Genomic DNA, 18,066 nt, shown 5'->3' on the forward strand with positions numbered 1-18,066 from the left:
CGGCGTCCTGGGGCTCGCCGTATGCACGACGCTGTGATGCTATCTGAGCCGATACGCGCCTTTCTTGTCATCTGAAATCCCTGCTCCCCTCCATCGCCCCTCTCAGCCGGCCCAGCATCTCCGACCAGTCCTCGCAGCGCTTGGCGATCAGGTTGCGCACGCCGTCGCTGCTGCATTGCCATTGGCCGTGTACGGCCAGCAAGCGGGCGTGCAGCAGCACCGAGCGGTATTCGGCATAGACGTCGGGCCAGACGATGACCTGCACGCTGCCGCTCTCGTCTTCCAGGCTGACGAAGAGCGTGCCCTTGGCGGTCTGCGGACGCTGGCGCACGGTGACGATGCCGCAGGCGCTGGCGTGGCGGCCGTTGCGCCAGGACTGCAGTTGCTGCGCGTTGTGCCGCATGCCGCGGCGCGCCAGCTGGGGGCGAAGGATCTGCAGCGGATGGCGGCGTAGCGTCAGGCCCAGCGAGGCGTAGTCCCACAGCACTTCCTCGCCCTCGGGTGCGGCGTCCAGCGGCAGCGTGTCTTCCTCGGGCAGGCTGCCGCGCAAGAGCGGCGGTAGCGGCTGCTCGGCGCTGGCCTGCCAGACCTGCTGGCGGCGGTGGCCCGACAGGCTCAGCAGCGCATCGGCCGCGGCGAGCAGCTGCATCTCGCGCTGGTTCAGCGCGGCGCGCAGGGCCAGGTCTTGCGTGCCGCCAAAAGGCCGCTGCGCGCGCGCGGCGACGATGCGCTCGGCGGCCGCATCCGCGAGACCGCTGACCATGCGCAGCCCCAGGCGCACCGCGGGTTGGCGTGCCTCGTCCGACCCTAGGCCTTGCGCTGGTTCCAGCGTGCAGTCCACCGCGCTGACGCTCACGTCGGCCGGCTGCACGCGCACGCCGTGGCGGCGCTGTGCGTCCTGCACCAACTGGCTGGGCGTGTAGAAGCCCAGCGGCTGCGAGTTCAAGAGCGCGCACAGAAAGATCGCCGGCTCGTGCCGCTTGATCCAGCAGCTGGCGTAGGTGAGCAGCGCGAAGCTGGCCGCATGCGATTCGGGGAAGCCGTAGGAGGCAAAACCCTTGATCTGCTTGAAGATGGATTCGGCGAACTCGTCGGCATAGCCGCGCGCGCGCATGCCGCTGACGATCTTCTCGTAGAACTTCTGCAGGTCGCCGGGGCGCTTCCAGGCGGCCATGGCGCGGCGCAGCTGGTCGGCCTCGCCGGGGGTGAAGCCGGCGGCGATCATCGCCACCTGCATCACCTGCTCCTGGAAGATCGGTACGCCGCAGGTGCGCGCCAGCGCGGCCTTCAGCGCCTCGCTGGGGTAGGGCACGTCCTCGGGCTTCTTGCGCCGGTTCTCCAGATAGGGGTGGACCATGCCGCCTTCGATGGGGCCGGGGCGAACGATGGCGACCTCGATCACCAGGTCGTAGAAGTTGCGCGGCTTCAGGCGCGGCAGCATGGACATCTGCGCGCGGCTCTCGATCTGGAAGGTGCCCACGGTGTCGGCCGCGCAGATCATGTCGTAGGTGGCGGCGTCGCCCTCGGGGATGGATGCCAGGTCGATCTCGCGGCCGCGCAGCGCGCGGTAGAGGTGGAAGCAGCGGCGCAGCGCCGACAGCATGCCCAGCGCCAGCACGTCCACCTTGAGCAGGTTCAGCGCGTCGAGGTCGTCCTTGTCCCATTCGATGACGCTGCGGTTCTCCATCGTCGCGTTCTCGATCGGCACCAGGCGCGACAGCGGCCCCTCGGTCAGCACGAAGCCGCCCACATGCTGGCTGAGGTGGCGCGGCATGCCCATCAGCTGGCGCGAGAGCTCGATCAGCTGGCGCAGCTTCAGGTCCGTCGGGTCCAGCCCCAGCTCACGCTGCAGCTCGGCATAGCGCTCGGGCGGCAGGATCTCGCTGCTCCAGCCGCTGTGGTCCTGCGCCAGGCGTTCCAGCAGCTCCGGGTCGAAGGCCAGCGCGCGGCCCACGTCGCGCATGGCGCTGCGCGCGCGGTAGCGCGTCACCACTGCGGTGAGCGCGGCGCGATGGCGGCCGTAGCGGGTGTAGAGGTACTGGATGACTTCCTCGCGGCGCTCGTGCTCGAAGTCCACGTCGATGTCGGGCGGCTCGTTGCGTTCGCGGCTGATGAAGCGCTCGAACAGCAGCGTGGAGCGCGCCGGGTCCACCGCGGTGATGAACAGGCAGAAGCACACCACGCTGTTGGCCGCCGAGCCGCGGCCCTGGCAGAGGATGCCCTGCTCGCGGGCGAAGCGCACGATGTCGGCCACGGTGAGGAAGTAGTGCTCGTAGCGCAGCTCCTCGATCAGCGCCAGCTCGTGCTCCACCTGCGCCACCCAGCGCGGGTCGGGTCCCGCGGGCCAGCGCTTGTGCAGGCCTTCGTAGGTGAGGCGGCGCAGCCAGCTCGTGGGTGTCTCGCCGGCGGGGACGACCTCGCTGGGGTATTGGTAGCGCAGCTCGTCCAGCGAGAACTGGCAGCGCGCCGCCACCGCCAATGTCTCGGCCAGCAGCTCGGGTGGATAGAGCTGGGCCAGGCGCAGCCGGCTGCGCAGATGGCGCTCGGCATTGGGCTGCAGTGCCAGGCCGCAGGCATGCAGCGGCTGGCGCTGGCGGGTGGCGGTCATCACGTCCTGCAGCGCCTTGCGCGAGCGCACGTGGAAGTGCACATCGCCCGCGGCCAGCAGCGGCAGCCCGATTGCGACGGACAGCGCGCGCAGGCGCTGCAGCCAGCGTTCGTCGGAGAGCTCGCGCAGCAGCTCCACCGCGATCCAGGCGCGGCCGGCGAAATTGGCAGCAAACCACTGTGCCTGCGCGAGCAGCGCGGCGTCGTCCAGCTCGCGCTGCGGCACCCACAGCAGCAGGCAGCCGGCCAGCGCCTCGGGCCGCAGCTGGCCCCAGTGAAGCCGGTACTCGCCCTTGGTGGGCGAGGCGCGGCGCAGCATGGTGATGAACTCGCTGAGGTTGCCATAACCTTCGCGGTGCTCGGCCAGTGCGACGAGCTTGAACAGCGGCGCGGCGTCGGCATCGGCATCGCCGAAATCGTCGCGCACCAGGAACTCGCTGCCGATGATCAGGTGCAGCAGGTCGCGCTCGGCGTCGAAGGCGGGGTCGGCTTCCTGCAGCGCGCTGCACAGCTTCTTCAGCGCCACATGGGCGCGCACCACGCCGGCCAGCGAGCATTCGTCGGTGATCGCCAGCGCCGCATAGCCCAGCGCCTGCGCGCGGGCGACCAGCTCCTCGGGGTCGGAAGCGCCGCGCAGGAAGCTGAAGTTGGACAGCGCATGCAGCTCGGCATAGGCCGGCGCCGGCCCGCGCGGGCGCGGCAGCGGCGACGCGAAATCGCCGGGGCGGGGCGCGCCGGCGTCCTCGCGAGCGCGCCCCGGGCGGCGGCCGCCGGGCGGGATCATCGCGTCGAAGCCGTTGAGCAGACTCATGCGGACCTCATGCGAAAACCCCATGCAGGAACCAGCTCGCCGGCGCGGCCGCAGCCTGGCCGGCCAGGCGCTCGTGATAGATCCACAGCAGGCCGGCCTGCGCCTCGTGGGCGAGGTAGTAGTCGCGCTGCACATGGTCGGGCGCGGCGGGCGGGCTGTCGGGCTCGTCGGGGCGGCCCCACCAGCCGCCTTCCAGGCGCTGCGGGCCGGCCAGCAGCTGCAGCGGCGTATGGCGCGGCGGCAGCAGCGGCCGGTCCTGCCGCGTGGCCAGGCGCAGCGGCGGCTCCAGCAGCCAGCTGGGCTGCGGCGGCGGAAAGCCCAGGCCTTCGCCTGGCAGCAGCACGACCTGGCCCCAGGGCAGCCAGCGCTGCATCTGCTCGGGCCGGTGGTCGGGGCGCAGCCGCACGCGGCGCACGCGCTCAGGCCCGAGACGCGCGGCGATGCGCTCCAGCAACTGCTGCAGCGATTCGCGGCCGGGCTGGCCGGCGTCGAGCGCATCGGGCAAGAGCGAGGCGCTGCGCTCGGCCAGCGGCTGCACCTCGTCGGCGGCGAGGCTGAGCTCGGCCACCGGCGCGGCCAGCTGCTGGCGCGCCAGATGCTCGGCGAGCAGGCGGCGCAGATGATTGATGTCGCGCGTGGGCTCGGCCGTGCCCAGCGCCAGGGCACCGCCGGGGCCCACATCGCGCGCGCGCATCGCGTCGTGCTGCCAGCTCAAGCTGAAGCGCAGCACGCCGGCATGGCGCGCGGCCAGCCAGGCCGAGAGCTGCAGCAGCAGCGGCTCGGCCTGCTGCAGCAGCGCCGGCGCATGCTCGATGCGCCAGGCCAGCTCGCGCCGCGCGGCAAAGCGCTCGGGCAGCGTCACCCAGCTGTGCGCCTCGGGTGCGAGGCCATAGGCCTGGTCCAGCGCCAGCAGCAGCGCATCGCCGAAGCGCCGCGCCAGCGGGCCGCGCGGCAGCGCGCGCAGCTGGCCCAGCGTGCGGCAGCCCAGGCGCTGCAGCATCGGCGCCTGGGCCTGCGCGGCGCTCAGTGTGTGCAGCGGCAGGCCGTCCAGCAGCGGAGTTAGCGGTGGGCGCAACCCGTCGACGAGCCCGGCGCGCGCCAGCGCCAGCGCGGCCAGGCTGCTGGGCGCCCAGGCCAGCGCGCCCAGGCCCAGCGCGCGGCCTTCGTCGCGCAGGCGGCGGTGCAGCGCGCGCAGCCCGCCGAACAGGCGCAGGCTGCCCTGCACCTCCAGCACCACGGACTCTTCCAGCAGGGCCACGCGCGGCGTGAACTGCAGGCTCCACCAGGCCAGCGGCAGCTGCAGCTGCAGCAAGGCCTCGTCCTTGACCGCGAGCTCAGCGGCGGCCGGGGACGATGAAGGTAGCAGCGCGATCCAGTGAGCGCGGCGGGGTGGGGCGGTGGCGCTCATGGGACGACAACAGCGAGCTCCGCAGGCAGGACGGGCGATGACGTAGAGGGCGGGATAGCGGGCGGCACGGAAGCCGGCAGCACCGACGCAGCGGCGAACAGCCGCGGCGGCAGCAGCCGGTCCAGCCCGGCGGGCAGCGTGGCAGCCAGCTCCAGCCACTGCTCGTGCGCGGGGCCGCGGCGCTTGAGCAGGCGCAGGCGCAGCGCATCGGCGCGCGCGCCGGGTTCGAGCAGCAGGCGCAGCGGCGCCGCCGAGGACTGGCTCTGCGCCTGCGCCGCCGGCCGCAGCACGAAGACCGGCGCGCGCGCGCCCAGCGCCGCAGCCTGCAGGCGGCGCATCTGCTCGGGCCGCGCCTCGGGCAGCCAGGCCAGCACCGCGGCGGCCACATCGGCCTTGATCGCCTGCTCGGCCGCCCACAGCGCCTGCGCATGGCTGGCCGGCGCGATCCACACCAGCTGCTGCGGCGCGATGCCGTGCTCGGCCAGGCCGGGCAGGTGCGGTGTCCAGGGCGGGTTGATCAGCAGCAGCTGCGGCAGCTGCGCCGCTTTCACGTTAGCGGCAGCGCTGGCGCCGCGGGAGCGGCGGGATCGGCCGGGTGGCGTGGTCGCCTGCGCCGGCGGGGCCAGCAGCCGGCGCAGCGCCGGGCCGAGCAGCCGCCATTCGCAGGCGCCGGGCTGCGGCAGCAGCAGCTCGCTCAGCGCGCGCGTGGGCCAGCCGCCGCCGGGCAGCTCGGCATCCAGCGCAGTGAAGCCGCTGGGCACGCAGGCCTCATGCCCCGCCCGGGCCAGCTCGCTGCCGCGCCACACTGCGCCCAGCCCTGCCGGCAGGGCCAGCGGGTCCAGGCTGCCGGGGCTGCGCGCACCGGCGCCCGGCTGTGGCGGCGCTGGCCGGACGGCAGCGTCGGCCAGCAGCGCGCAAGCAGGCGCTGGGGCGGCGAGGCGGGCAGCAGCTCCGGCGACGGAAGACGCGGGAGCCTGCCTGACGGGGGCATGCATGGCGGCGTGAGAGCGAAGCAAGCAGGGATGAGGGACAACAAGGGCTGCCGCGGCTGGCGGGCCGGCAGGAGTTGGGTGCATCGATACTGTATGAATGTACAGTATTCGAGCCGACCACAAATGGCAAGCCTCGGCCCCGCGAATCCGAGCGGGGCGTGCAGGATTGGGCAGCAGGTATTGACGCCAGGCCGCTTTGGCGTCAGGGGCGCGGGGTCAGCCGGGGATGTCCGGCTCGACCAGCCGGGCCAGCTGGGTCAGCGACTCCTGCCAGCCGAGGCAGCACATCTCCACCGGGATGGCGGCAGGGATGCCTTCCTGCACGATGTCCAGCACGGTGCCGGCCAGGCAGGGCTGCAGCGTGACGGTGGTCTGCATCAGGCCAGGCAATTGGGCCTCGTCGAAGCGGGCGGTGTAGCGGATCCGCTCGTGGGGCAGCAACTCGAGGTACTCGCCGCCGAAGGCATTGCCCTGCGTGCTGGCGAAGTTGCGGAAGGCCATGCGGTAGCTGCCGCCGACCCGTGCGTCCATGTGATGGACCTGGCAGGTGAAGCCATGGGGCGGTAGCCACTTGGCCATCGCATCGGGCTCAAGAAAGGCGCGGTAGATGAGCTCGGGCGCGCAGCGCAGCACGCGGTGGAGTCGAACAGTGCCGGTCGTCATGGGAGCTGCCTTTCGCAAGAGCTGCGCCCACGCTACGCCGATTCGGTGGACTGGGCATAGGTGGAAATCTGCAGCGCCGACGCGCTCTGCGGTCTGGCCGACCGCGCTTCGCTCAGAGATCCCCCATCACCGCCACCAGCTGCCGCCACAGCTGGCCGCCCCTCAGGCTGTTGCTCATCAGCACCAGGCCGCTGCCGCGTGCCGGGCAGAACTGGCTGTAGCAGCGAAAGCCGCTGCGGTTGGTGCCGCTGTGATAGGCGATGTCGCCCTGCGCGCTGGTGTCCATGCCCCAGCCCAGGCCCCAGAACACCGACTGCCCCTTGGCAGTGCCAGGGCGGGCGATCGGCTCGCGCGTGGTAGCGGCCACCTGGTGGGCGAGCAGCTCGGCGCGCAGCGCAGGATCGCGCAGCAGCGGGGCCGGGCCGGTGCCGTCCGCCGCGGTGGCGCGCAGCATCTCGGCGACGAAGCGCGCGTAGTCGCCGGCGCTGGTGAACAGCGTATAGGCCGCGTTGGCGTGGCGGTACTCGCTGGGCGGCAGCGGCTGATTGGCCTCGTCGTGGCCGCGCGCGCGCCGTGCGCGTATCGCTGGCGTCAGCACGAAGCTGCTGGCGCTCATGCCCAGCGGCTTGAAAAGCAGTTGCTCGGCCAGGGTCTGCAGCGGCTGGCCGCTCAGGTGCTCGAGCAGGCGCTGCAGATAGAAGTAGCCTTCGCCGGAATATTCGTAGCGCAGCCCGGGGCGGAACAGCAGCTGCAGCGGGCCGTCCATCTCGCTGGGGCCGCTGTCGCCGGGCCGCCAGTTCGGCAGGCCCGAGGTATGGGCCAGCAGCATGCGCGGCGTGATCAGGCGCTGCCAGTCCTGCGGCGGGCTGAACACCTCGCCCGGCATCAGCTCCATCACCGGCTGGTCCAGGGCCAGGCGACCGGCCTGCACCTGCAGCAGCGCCAGATAGGCGAACAGCGGCTTGCTCATCGAAGCCGCCTCGAACACGGTATCGGCCCGCACCGGCATGTCCTTGTCGGCCGGGCCGCGCCGGCCCAGCGCGACCGACCAGGCCGGCCGGCCCTCGCGCAGCAGCACCGCCTGCGCGCCGGGCACGCCCAGCTGCGCCATGCGTTCGGGCAGCAGCTGGGCGAAGAGTTCGCGGCGCTGTGTCCACAGCGAAGCGTCGTCCGCTGCGGCCAGGTCCGGCAGGCCTGCCGCGGCGCCCAGTCCTGCAGCCGCGGCCCGGCGCAGCAGCGCGCGCCGGCTCAGCACGCTCACCGGAAGCGGTACTGCGCGCTCACATAGGCATAGCGGCCGCGCGGGTCGGTGTAGCTGGGGTCGTAGCCGGACAGGAAGAACCAGGCCTGCTGCGAGAAGGGCGGCGAGGTGTCGAAGACGTTCTTCACGCCGGCACGCAGTGTCAGCGCGGGCGTCACCGCCCAGGCGCCGGTCAGGTCCCACAGCGAGTAGGCGCCGACCTTGCGGTCGGGCTTGCCGATGATGCTCTGGTCGGTGTAGCCGGCCAGGTAGCTGTTGCTCAGCGTGGCGCTGAAGGCGCCCAGCTCCCAGTCGGCGGCCAGGGTATGGCGCCAGCGCTGCACCACGCCGTCGTTGATGAAGTGGCCCAGGTTGCTGACGAAGGGGTCGTCGTTGCCGGTCTGCTGCTTGGAGGCCAGCGTCAGCGTGCCGTTCAGGCGCAGGCCCCAGGTGCCGATGCCGCTCTTCAGGCCCGACAGCGCCACGCCCAGATCCACGCCGGAGATCTTCTGGCGGCCGCGGTTTTCCTTCACCAGGTCGATATGGTCGATCCAGTCGTCCTCGTCGCGAGTCACCAGGTTGCCGTACTTGGCCAGGTTGCCGAGGATCACGTCCACGCCGAGAGTGCTGATCAGGTCGCGCTTCTCGATGTTCCAGTAGTCCAGCGTCAGGTTCACGCCGCGCTGCGGCTCGAACACCGCGCCCAGGCTGAACTGACGCGACTTCTCGGGCTTGAGCTTGGCGTTGCTGTAGTTGTAGGTGGTCCAGATGTCCGAGCAGTCGGTCACCGTGGCCTCGGGGTCGGCGGCCAGACAGACCGGATCGACCAGCGTGGCCGACGAGCCCTGCGTGACCGGGCGGTAGAGGTCCGACAGGCTGGGCGCGCGGAAGCCGGCGCCCACCGAGGCGCGCAGCAGCAGTTCCTTCGCTGGCGTGTAGCGCAGGCCCAGCTTGGGGCTGAAGGCGCCGCCGGTGACCTGGTAATTCTCGTAGCGCATCGCCGCCTGCAGTTCGATCTGCTTGCTCACCGGGGCGCTGAGCTCGGCGAACACGCCGCCGACGCGGCGCGACTTGCCGAACTCGGCATCGGGGCCTTGCGAGGTTTCGCCGAGGATCAGGTCTTGGGCCAGCGCCTCGGACTGGCGGTAGGTCTGGCGCTCGCGGCGCAGCTCGCCGCCCAGCGCCAGCGCGAGATCGCCGCCGGGCAGCTTGGCCAGGTTGCGCGAGGCCTTGAAGTCCACGCTGTCCATCGTGCCCTCGGCGCGGCGTACCTCGCCGCGGATCTGCGCGGCCTCGTACAGCGCCAGGCCGGCCGCGCTGGACGGGCCGAAGGGGTTCAGCGTGCCGGCGGCGAAGCCGTCGAGGACCATGGCCTCGTTCAGATAGCCCTGGTGGTCGCGGTCGGAGACGAGGTTGCGGCTGTGGTTGAGGGCCAGCTCATAGTCCCAGCCGCTGAAGGCACCAGCGACGCCGGCCACATAGCGCTGGCCGGTGGAGACCAGCTCGCTGGTGCGCAGACCGGCTTCGAGCAGCCGGGTGCGCACGGTGATGATGCGGTCCTCGTCGTCGGCGGGCAGTGCGGCCAGGCTGGTGCCGGCGAGCGCCTTGACCAGCGAGACGTCCATGTCGGCGTCCACGCGGTTGGGCGTGCCGGTGTAGAGCGTGCGCGTGCGGCTCAGCGCCGCCTCGGCGAAGAACTGGTGGCCGCGGCCCAGGTCGACGACGCCGCGGCCGAACAGGCTGCTCTTGTCCGACTTCGGATAGAGCTCGATGTCGCGCATGTAGTCGTAGGTGCAGCCGTCGGCGCCGCCGATGCCGTCGGGCAGGTACAGCGTGGCCGGCGGGTTGCAGCCGGTGGCCGCGGCCGGGTTGATGGTGCGCGAGTCGATGACCGTCTTGCCGTTGGTCGAGAAGCCGTCGTCGACCAGCTGGTTGAACTGGCTGCGGCTCAGGCGGATATTGCCGGGGAAGCCAGCGCTGGACAGCAGGTCGGGCAGGCGGCCGGGAATGTCCAGCTCGGTGATGAACTTGCGCTGCTTGGCGTTGAGCGAGCTGGTCTTCTGCAGATCCAGCACGCCGAAGAGGTTGAAACCGTCGCGGCCGAGGTCGCCGATGCCGCCGGCCAGCGAGGCATTGCGCTTGGCCCCGCCGCCTTCATGCGTGGCGCCGATGCCGGCATTGATCTCGATGCCGCGGTAGTCCTTGCGGGTGATGAAGTTGATCACGCCGCCGATCGCGTCGCTGCCGTAGATGGCCGAAGCGCCGTCGAGCAGCACCTCCACGCGCTCGATCGCCGCGGCGGGGATGTTGTTCAGGTCCACGCCCGAGCTGTCGCCGGGCGAGGCGAAGTTGGCCATGCGCCGGCCATTGAGCAGCACCAGCGTGGACGAGACGCCGATGCCGCGCAGATTGGCGCCGTTGAAGCCCATCTGGTCGCGGAAGCCGCCGTAGCCGATGCTGCCGCCGTCGGTCAGGTTGTTGGTGCTGGCGCTGATGCGCGCGACGATCTCGGCCGCGGTGGTCAGGCCCTGCTTGGTGATGTCCTCGCGGCTGATCACTTGCACCGGCAATGCGGTCTCGGCCTCGATGCGCTTGATCGCCGAGCCGGTGATCTCCACGCGCTCGAGCTTGGCGCCGCTGTTGTCCTGCGCCAGCGCGGGCAGGGCGAACAGCGCCAGGGCGGCCGCGGTGGCGGTGGCTCGCAGGCGCAGGTGCTGCGGCTGCGGAAGGCGGGGCGAGGGGTGGCTCATGGGAGGGGCTCCTGGACTGGGCGGGAAAATGCGCTGCGGTGTGCCGTAGGGCAAGACGGTGTTCGTGGGGCAGGCCTGTCGCGGGGCCGCGAACAGGTCTGGTCGAGTCTAGGAAGCTGTGCCCCTGCCGGCCACTGGGTATTTGCACGCGGCGTCGCAAGGGCGCAACTCCCTGTCGCTTCAAGGACAGCGCCGCGGCGCGGGCGTGCAACGGCCAACCGCCCACAACGCGCTGCCGGCGGCTGCGGCTTTTCTGGAAGCGACATTTACTGCCGCAAATGCGCGGTGGGCGGGCTGGCATGTGCCCGGGCGTCGTGTGCGGGTGCCATCATGAATGCACGCTGCCGCCACTGGTGCGCGGCATTTCCAGTGATGCCTATGACCGATCCGACTTCTTCCCGCCTTCTGCCCCGCACCCGCCACGCGCTGCTGCAACTGCTCGCCGCCGGCCTGCTGTGCGCGCCGCTGCCCGGCCTCACCCAGACCGGCGCTGCCGGTGCCCGCACCCAGCCTGTGGTCGCGCCCGCCGCGGTACGCGCCGCGCCTGCCGCTGCCGGCAAGACCGCGGTGCCGCCGGCACCGGCTCTGGCGCCCGCTCCTGTGGCATCGCCTGCATCGGCGCCAGCCCCGGCCCCGGCCCCGCCCGCCGAGCCGCTGATCAAGGGCCATGCCGTGCCGATCGGCGGTGCGCTGAAGGCCGACAACGAGGAAGTCTGGGCGCGCCTGGTGGCGCTGGCCGGTGGCAAGGGCTCGCGCTTCGTCGTCTTCGGCACCGCCGCCGAAGACCCCGAGACCAGCGCGCGCCAAGTGGTCGAGCAACTGCAGCGCCGCGGCGCGGTGGCCGAAGCGCTGCCGGTGGCGCCGCGCTTTTCCTGGGTGGATCTGAACAAGATCGTGCGCGACCCGGCGATGATCGCCAAGGTGCGCAATGCCAAGGGCGTGTTCTTCACCGGCGGCTCGCAGGAGCGCATCGTCGACGTGCTCTTCCCTCGCGGCCAGGCCACGCCGATGCTGGAGGCGATCTGGGACGTCTACCGTCGCGGCGGCGTGGTGGCCGGCACCTCGGCCGGCGCGGCCGTGATGAGCACGGTGATGTTCCGCGACGCGCCCAGCGTGATCAGCATCATGAAGGGCAAGTGGGTCGAGGGCAAACAGGTGGACCGCGGCCTGGGCTTCGTCGGCCCCGACCTGTTCGTGGACCAGCACTTCCTCAAGCGCGGCCGCATCGGCCGCATGATCCCGCTGATGATGGCCAAGGGCTACAAGCTGGGCCTGGGCGTGGAGGAGAACTCGGCCGCGGTGATCCGCGGTGACGAGGTCGAGGTGATAGGCGGCAAGGGCGCGATGCTGGTGGACCTGCACGAGGTGAAGACCGACATGACGCTGGGTGCCTTCAACCTGACCAACGCCAAGCTGACCTATCTGGACCGCGGCGACCGCTACAACCTGAAGACGCGCGTGACCACGCCGTCGGCGGTCAAGCTGCGCAGCCAGAAGCTCGACCCCAGCGCGCCGGACTTCAAGCCCTACTACCTGGAGCCGCTGTTCCATCTGGACATGCTGGGCGACAACACCATCGCCAACGCGATGAACTACCTGATCGACAGCAACCAGGCCGAGGTGCGCGGCCTGAGCTTCGAGGTGCAGCCCAAGCAGCGCGACGGGCTGGTCGAGCTGGGCTTCCTGTTCCGCCTCTACAAGGGACCGGGCTCGGTGGGCTGGAGCACCGACGAGTGGGGGCCGGAGGACTACACGGTGATCAACCTCTATCTGGACATCACGCCGGTGCGCGTGCCGCATCCGGTCTACAGCGCCTGGCCCAGCCCGACGCAGGCGCCGGCGGCGACCGACCGCGGCGACGGCGGCCAGTGAGCCTGGGCGGAAAGCAATGAGAACCCAAGTCCATGCGCTGCTGCCCAATATGCCTGGCACGCAGCAGCAGCTGCTGAGCCTGCACTACGGCGAGCCGGGCCGCGGCCCGAAGGCGATGATCCAGGCCTCGCTGCATGCCGACGAGGTGCCGGCCATGCTGGTGGCCCAGCACCTGCGGGACCAGTTGCAGGCGCTGGAGGAGGCCGGGCGCATCCGCGGCGAGATCGTGCTGGTGCCGGCGGCCAACCCGATCGGCCTGCAGCAGTGGCAGCTGCGCGGCATGCAGGGGCGCTTCGAGCAGCTCAGCGGCGAGAACTTCAACCGCCACTATGCCGACCTGGCCGCCACGGTGGCAGCGCGCGTCGAGGGCCGGCTGCGCACCGATGCGGCGCATAACGTGAAACTGGTGCGCGCGGCGCTGCGCGAGGCGGTGGCCGAGCTGCCCGTGGCGAACAGCCTGGCGCATCTGCGCAAGACGCTGCTGGGCCTGGCCGTCGACGCCGACATCGTGCTGGACCTGCACTGCGACGGCGAGGCGATGCTGCATCTCTACACCGCCGAGTCGCTATGGCCCGAGGCCGCGCTGCTGGCGCGCTGCCTGGGCTGCGAGCTGGCGCTGCTGGCCGATGCCTCGGGCGACCACCCCTTCGACGAGGCCTGCTCGATGGTCTGGGCGCAGCTGGCGGCGCGCTTCGGCGAGCGCTTCCCGCTGCCGCTGGCCTGTCTGGCGGCCACGGTGGAGCTGCGCGGCGAGGCCGATGTGCGCCATGAACTGGCCGAGCGCGATGCGGCGGGCATCGTGCACTACCTGGCCGAGCGCGGCGTGATCGACGGGCCGGTGCTGCAGCTGCCGGCGCTGGACTGCCTGGCGCTGCCGCTGGGCGGATCGATGCCGCTGGAGGCGCCGCACGGCGGCGTGCTCGTCTTCCTGCGCGAGCCTGGCACGCGGGTGCGCGCCGGCGACCGCCTGGCCGAGGTGATCGACCCCTTCAGCGGCCAGCGCAGCGCCATCCTCGCGCCGGTGGACGGGCTGTTCTTCGCGCGCGAGAGCAAGCGCCTGGTCTTCGCGGGCATGCGGCTGGGCAAGGTCGCAGGCGAGCAGGCGCTGCGCAGCGGCAAGCTGCTGTCGGCCTGAGTGCCGGGCCGCTGGCATAACATGGTGCGGCCCCATCCCTGCGCGGCCGCTGTGCCGCCTGCAATCCTTCGCGACCCGCCGCCACGATGAGCATCACGCTGCAGCACTACGGCTTCCTGCTGCTGCCAGGCTTCGGGCTGCAATCGCTCAGCGGCGCGCTGGAGGCGCTGAGCGCGGCAAATTCGCTGCTGGACGGCGAGTGCTTCTACAGCAGCCTGCTGCTGGGCCTGGACGGCAGCGTGGCCAGTGGCGCCGGTGCGAGCCTGCTGTGCACGCCGCTGATGCGGCTGGACCCGGCGCAGCCGCTGGATGCGCTCTTCGTCGTCAGCGATGACGATGCCTATCTCGATGCCGAGGAACACGCGCCGGGGCTGCTGCCCTTTCTGCGCAGCTGTGCCGCCAGGCAGATGGTGCTGGGCGGCATCGGCACCGGCGCGGCCTGGCTGGCCGAGGCCGGCCTGCTGCACGGGCACCGCGCCACGCTGGACTGGCCGCAGCTGGCGGTGCTGCAGGAGCGCGGCCGTGGCAGTGCGCATGGCGCGCTGCTGACCCAGCACCTCTACGAGATCGATCGCCGGCGCCTGAGCTGCGCTGGACAGCAGGCCAGCACCGATCTGTTCGTCGCCTGGCTGGCGCAGCGCCATGGCGAGCGGCTCGCGCCGGAACTGCAGGCCCTGCTCGGGCTGGAGCGGCTGCGCGGCGCCGACGAGCGCCAGCGCCAGCCGCTGGCGCAGCGCGTGCAGGGCAGTTCGGCCAAGCTGGCCGAGGCGGTGGCGCTGATGGAGGCGAACCTGGCCGAGCCCTTGTCCAGCGAGGACATCGCCTCGCTGGTGGGCGTGTCCAGGCGCCAGCTCGAGCGCCTGTTCAAGCAGCATCTGGATGCGCTGCCGGCGCGCTGGTACCTGGCACTGCGCCTGGACCATGCGCGGCGCTTGCTGAGGCAGACCAACCAGTCGGTGCTGCAGATCGGCCTGAGCTGCGGCTTCGCCTCGGCCTCGCATTTCTCGAATGCCTACAAGATCCGCTACGGGCTGACCCCCAGAGAGGAACGCAGCCGCCATGCCGCCGCCAGGCGTGCAGGCGCGCTGCGCACGGAGACAACAGACCATGAACCCTGAACGTTTCCTGCTGCGGCCCGCCGAGCCGGGCGACCTCGCGGCGCTGGAGCGCCTGGCGCGCGCCAGCGCGATCGGCATCTCCTCGCTGCCGCCGGACCGCGCGCAGCTGCAGGCGCGCATCGAACGCTCGCAGCGCAGCTTCGCCAGCGAGGACGAGCCCAGCGGCGAGGAGCTCTATCTCTTCGTGCTGCAAGACCTGGCGCGCGACGGCGCCCTCGTCGGCACCAGCGGCATCGAGGCCAATCCGGGCCTGCAGGACCGCTTCTACGCCTACCGCAACGAATACATCGTGCAGCTCAGCGCGCCGCTGGCCACGCGCAACCGCATCCACACGCTGCATCTGTGCCACGACCTCACCGGCGTGAGCCTGCTGACCGGCTTCTACATCGAGCCGGCCTATGCCGACGGGCTGGCGCCGCAGCTGCTGTCGCGCGCGCGGCTGCTGTTCATCGCGCAGCATGCCGAGCGCTTCTCCGGGCGCATCGCCTCCGAGCATCCCGGCGTGGCCGACGAGCAGGGCCACTGCCCCTTCTGGGAGGCGGTGGGCCGGCGCTTCTTCGGCATGGACTACCCCAGCGCCGAAGCCGCGGCCAGCGGGCGCAACAAGCGTTTCATCGCCGACCTGATGCCGCAGGCGCCGATCTATGTGCCGCTGCTCGACGAGGCGGCGCAGTGGGCGCTGGGCCAGCTGCATCCGGACGGCGAGCTGCCGTTCTCCATCCTGCTGGACGAGGGTTTCGAGGCCGATACCTATGTGAACATCTTCGACGGCGGCCCGACCGTGGTGGCCGAGCTGGCCAGCCTGCACAGCGTGCGGCGGCGGCGGCCGTTCCTGCTCGCGGCCGGCGCGGCGGCCGATGCGGCGACCCAGCTCTGGCATGTGGTCGCCAACGCCGGGCGGGCGGACTTCCGCGCCGGCCTGGCGATGCTGCCGCGCGCCGCCGAGCGGGGTGCGCTCGATGCCGGGCTGGCCGCGGGTCTCGGCGTGGCGGTCGGCGAGCAGCTGATGGTGGCGCCGCTCGGTGCCGACCCGGCCGCGGCTGCAGCCAGGGGAGAGCAGCCATGAACACCATGCCCGATGCGCTGACGACGCAGCTGCGCGCCCAGGTGGCCGCCGATGCCGCGCTGCTGGCCGGCTGGATCAACCCGCTGGGCCTGCCGGTGGCGGCCGAGCCCGCGCCCGGCGACCTGGCGCTGGTGCTGGCCAACGCTGCCGACGACCGGCCGCTGGCCTGCCTGCGTCTGCGCTGGCAGCTGGGCCTGCAGCTGCCGCGCTACAGCTTCCACCTGGGCTGCATCGTCCATGCCGCCGCCGAGCTGCAGCTCTTCAGTGCGCAGCAGACCCTGCTGCTGGGCAACGACCACACCGGGCAGAGCGAGCTGCTGGACATCGCCTGCGCGCCCGAGCTCGATGCCGACGCGCAGCGCCGCGCACTGGGGCTGCTGGTGCAGCATGCCGTGGCGCTTTGGACGGCCGACCGGCCGGCGACGGCCGACCGGCTGGTCGTCGAGCTGTCCGGCGTGCGCGACGAGCAAGGGCGCTCGCCCTTCTGGAGCGCACTGGGTCGGCACTTCTACGCCGGAGACCCGGCGCAGGCGCGCTCGCGCTTCGGCGAAGCCTGGTGCACGCACCTGGCGGCGCTGCTGCCGCGCCAGCCGCTGTATCTGTCCTTTCTGAGCGAATCGGCGCGCGCCGCGCTGGGACGGGCCGGCCCCGCAGCCGAGCGGGTCGAAGGCGTGCTGCGCCAGTGCGGGCTGCGCTTCTCGCGCCATGTGCGTATCGACGACGGCGGGCCGGTGATGGTGATCTCGGCCGCCTGAACGGGCGTGCCGGCGGCGTGCTGCGTCACGCTGCACAATGGCCCCGCGGCGCGCGGCTGTCGTCCCGTCATGAGCGGGCGTCGGCTGGCGCCGCACATCCCCGACCAGGCATGCGAATGAGGAGACAACAGGCATGAGCGAGCACCGCAGCAGCGACACAGCAGGCAAGAGCGAAGAGGCCAAGACCGACGACAAGGACAGCAAGCCCGCGCTGGTGGAGCGCATCGTCGTCACCGAGCACGAGCTGACGCTCGCCGACGGCAGGCGCCTGGCCTATACCGCGACCTGCGGCACGCTGCTGCTGCGCGAGCCGCACAGCAAGGACGGCGAACACCGCGGCGACAAGGACCGCGCCTGCATGTTCTTCGTGGCCTACACGCTGAAGAACGGCCCGGGCGTGGGCGAACGCCCGCTGACCTTCGCCTTCAACGGCGGACCGGGTTCGTCCAGCGTCTGGCTGCATCTGGGCCTGCTGGGCCCGCAGCGCATTCCCTGCGACGAGATGGGCAACTGCGGCGCGCCGCCCTATGCGCTGGTGGACAACGCGCACACGCTGCTGAGCGAGTCCGACCTGGTGTTCATCGATCCGGTGGGCACCGGCCACTCGCGCATGGCCCACGGCGAGAAGATCGCCGAGTTCCACGACTACCAGCGCGATCTGGACGCGGTGGGCGAGTTCATCCGTCTGTACCTGACGCGCTGGAACCGCTGGGCCAGCCCCAAGTACCTGATCGGCGAGAGCTACGGCACCACGCGCAGCGCCGGCCTGTCGCGCCATCTGCAGGAGCGCCACAACATCCAGCTCAACGGCCTGATGCTGGTGTCGATGGCGGTGGACTTCCAGACGCTGTCCTTCGACCACGGCAACGAGCTGCCCTATCCGCTCTTCCTGCCCACCTATGCCGCCACCGCCTGGTACCACCGGGCACTGTCGCCCGCGCAGCAGGCCAAGCCGCTGGCCCAGGTGGTGCGCGAGGCCGAGGACTTCGCCAGCCGCGACTACTGGGTCGCGCTGATGCAGGGCTCGCGCCTGAGCGAAGCCGAGCGGCAGCGCATCGCCGAAGGCGTGGCGCTGCACAGCGGCCTGTCGGTGGACTATGTGCTGCGCTGCGACCTGCGGCCCAGCGAATTCCGCTTCTTCAAGGAGCTGCTGCGCCAGCGCGGCCAGACGGTGGGGCGGCTGGACAGCCGCTTCGTCGGCCAGGACCGCGACGACGCCGGCGAGCAGCCCGAGGAAGACGCCAGCATGAACAACCTCGCCGGCGCCTATGCGGTGGGCATCAACCGGCTGCTGCGCGAGAAGCTGGGCTACGAGAGCGATCAGGCCTATTTGGTGATGGCGCCGCTATGGAAGACCTGGGCCTGGAAGGATTTCGAGAACCGCTACGTCAACGTCGGCGACAGCCTGCGCAAGGCCATGCAGGCCAACCCTGCGATGCGCGTCTACGTGGCCAGCGGCTACTACGACCTGGCCACGCCGCATGCCGCGGGCGACTACACGCTGGCACACCTGGGCCTGCGCCCGGCGCAATACGCGCGCATCCAGGTCAGCTACTTCGAGGCCGGGCACATGATGTACATCCACCAGCCTTCGCTGCTGCGCATGGCGAAGGAGCTGCGGGAGTTCGTGCGGGGGCGGGTGGGTTGAG

At 71.4% G+C, this 18,066-nt stretch carries 12 protein-coding genes; 6 read left to right on the forward strand and 6 right to left on the reverse strand.

The features are described from left to right. Positions 1–67: 67 nt before the first annotated feature. The 6 genes from AC2EBS_RS00280 to AC2EBS_RS00305 all read right to left on the reverse strand — a co-directional run bounded on the left by AC2EBS_RS00280 (position 68) and on the right by AC2EBS_RS00305 (position 10,471). Positions 68–3,418 carry an error-prone DNA polymerase gene (locus tag AC2EBS_RS00280; RefSeq protein WP_484726388.1) on the reverse strand — a complete coding sequence of 1,117 codons (3,351 nt, stop codon included), beginning with the start codon at positions 3,416–3,418 and terminating at the stop codon, positions 68–70. 7 nt (positions 3,419–3,425) lie between these two features. Next, the gene (locus tag AC2EBS_RS00285) at positions 3,426–4,826 is read right to left on the reverse strand and encodes a Y-family DNA polymerase (protein ID WP_484726389.1); all 1,401 of its coding nucleotides are present in this window, start codon (positions 4,824–4,826) and stop codon (positions 3,426–3,428) included. After that, on the reverse strand, positions 4,823–5,821 hold the full coding sequence (locus AC2EBS_RS00290) for a translesion DNA synthesis-associated protein ImuA (RefSeq protein ID WP_484726390.1): 999 nt from the start codon (positions 5,819–5,821) through the stop codon (positions 4,823–4,825). The genes AC2EBS_RS00285 and AC2EBS_RS00290 overlap by 4 nt, the downstream gene beginning before the upstream one ends. Positions 5,822–6,034: 213 nt before the next feature. Then, on the reverse strand, positions 6,035–6,481 hold the full coding sequence (locus AC2EBS_RS00295) for an SRPBCC family protein (protein WP_484726391.1): 447 nt from the start codon (positions 6,479–6,481) through the stop codon (positions 6,035–6,037). Positions 6,482–6,593: 112 nt separating this feature from the next. Beyond that, entirely contained in the window at positions 6,594–7,742 is a 1,149-nt protein-coding gene (locus tag AC2EBS_RS00300) for a serine hydrolase domain-containing protein (protein WP_484726392.1), read from the reverse strand. After that, positions 7,739–10,471, reverse strand: coding sequence for a TonB-dependent receptor (locus AC2EBS_RS00305; protein ID WP_484726393.1), 2,733 nt, complete (start codon positions 10,469–10,471; stop codon positions 7,739–7,741). The genes AC2EBS_RS00300 and AC2EBS_RS00305 overlap by 4 nt, the downstream gene beginning before the upstream one ends. 378 nt (positions 10,472–10,849) lie before the next feature. Here AC2EBS_RS00305 and AC2EBS_RS00310 point away from each other — a divergent pair, with 378 nt between their 5' ends. From AC2EBS_RS00310 to AC2EBS_RS00335, 6 genes are all read left to right on the forward strand, one after another. After that, positions 10,850–12,343: a cyanophycinase gene (locus AC2EBS_RS00310; RefSeq protein WP_484726394.1), complete on the forward strand. Its 1,494-nt coding sequence runs from the start codon at positions 10,850–10,852 to the stop codon at positions 12,341–12,343. Between the two features lie 16 nt (positions 12,344–12,359). Next, positions 12,360–13,478: a succinylglutamate desuccinylase/aspartoacylase family protein gene (locus tag AC2EBS_RS00315; RefSeq protein WP_484726395.1), complete on the forward strand. Its 1,119-nt coding sequence runs from the start codon at positions 12,360–12,362 to the stop codon at positions 13,476–13,478. A gap of 86 nt (positions 13,479–13,564) precedes the next feature. Next, positions 13,565–14,596 carry a GlxA family transcriptional regulator gene (locus AC2EBS_RS00320; protein WP_484726396.1) on the forward strand — a complete coding sequence of 344 codons (1,032 nt, stop codon included), beginning with the start codon at positions 13,565–13,567 and terminating at the stop codon, positions 14,594–14,596. Next, on the forward strand, positions 14,586–15,662 hold the full coding sequence (locus AC2EBS_RS00325) for an arginine N-succinyltransferase (protein ID WP_484726397.1): 1,077 nt from the start codon (positions 14,586–14,588) through the stop codon (positions 15,660–15,662). Before AC2EBS_RS00320 ends, AC2EBS_RS00325 begins: the two co-directional genes overlap by 11 nt. Beyond that, complete coding sequence (locus tag AC2EBS_RS00330; RefSeq protein WP_484726398.1) at positions 15,659–16,417, forward strand: arginine N-succinyltransferase; 759 nt, start codon at positions 15,659–15,661, stop codon at positions 16,415–16,417. The genes AC2EBS_RS00325 and AC2EBS_RS00330 overlap by 4 nt, the downstream gene beginning before the upstream one ends. Positions 16,418–16,550: 133 nt before the next feature. Continuing rightward, entirely contained in the window at positions 16,551–18,065 is a 1,515-nt protein-coding gene (locus AC2EBS_RS00335) for a S10 family peptidase (protein ID WP_484726399.1), read from the forward strand. Position 18,066 lies beyond the last annotated feature (1 nt).

The organism is Roseateles sp. T103 (genome assembly GCF_057219915.1).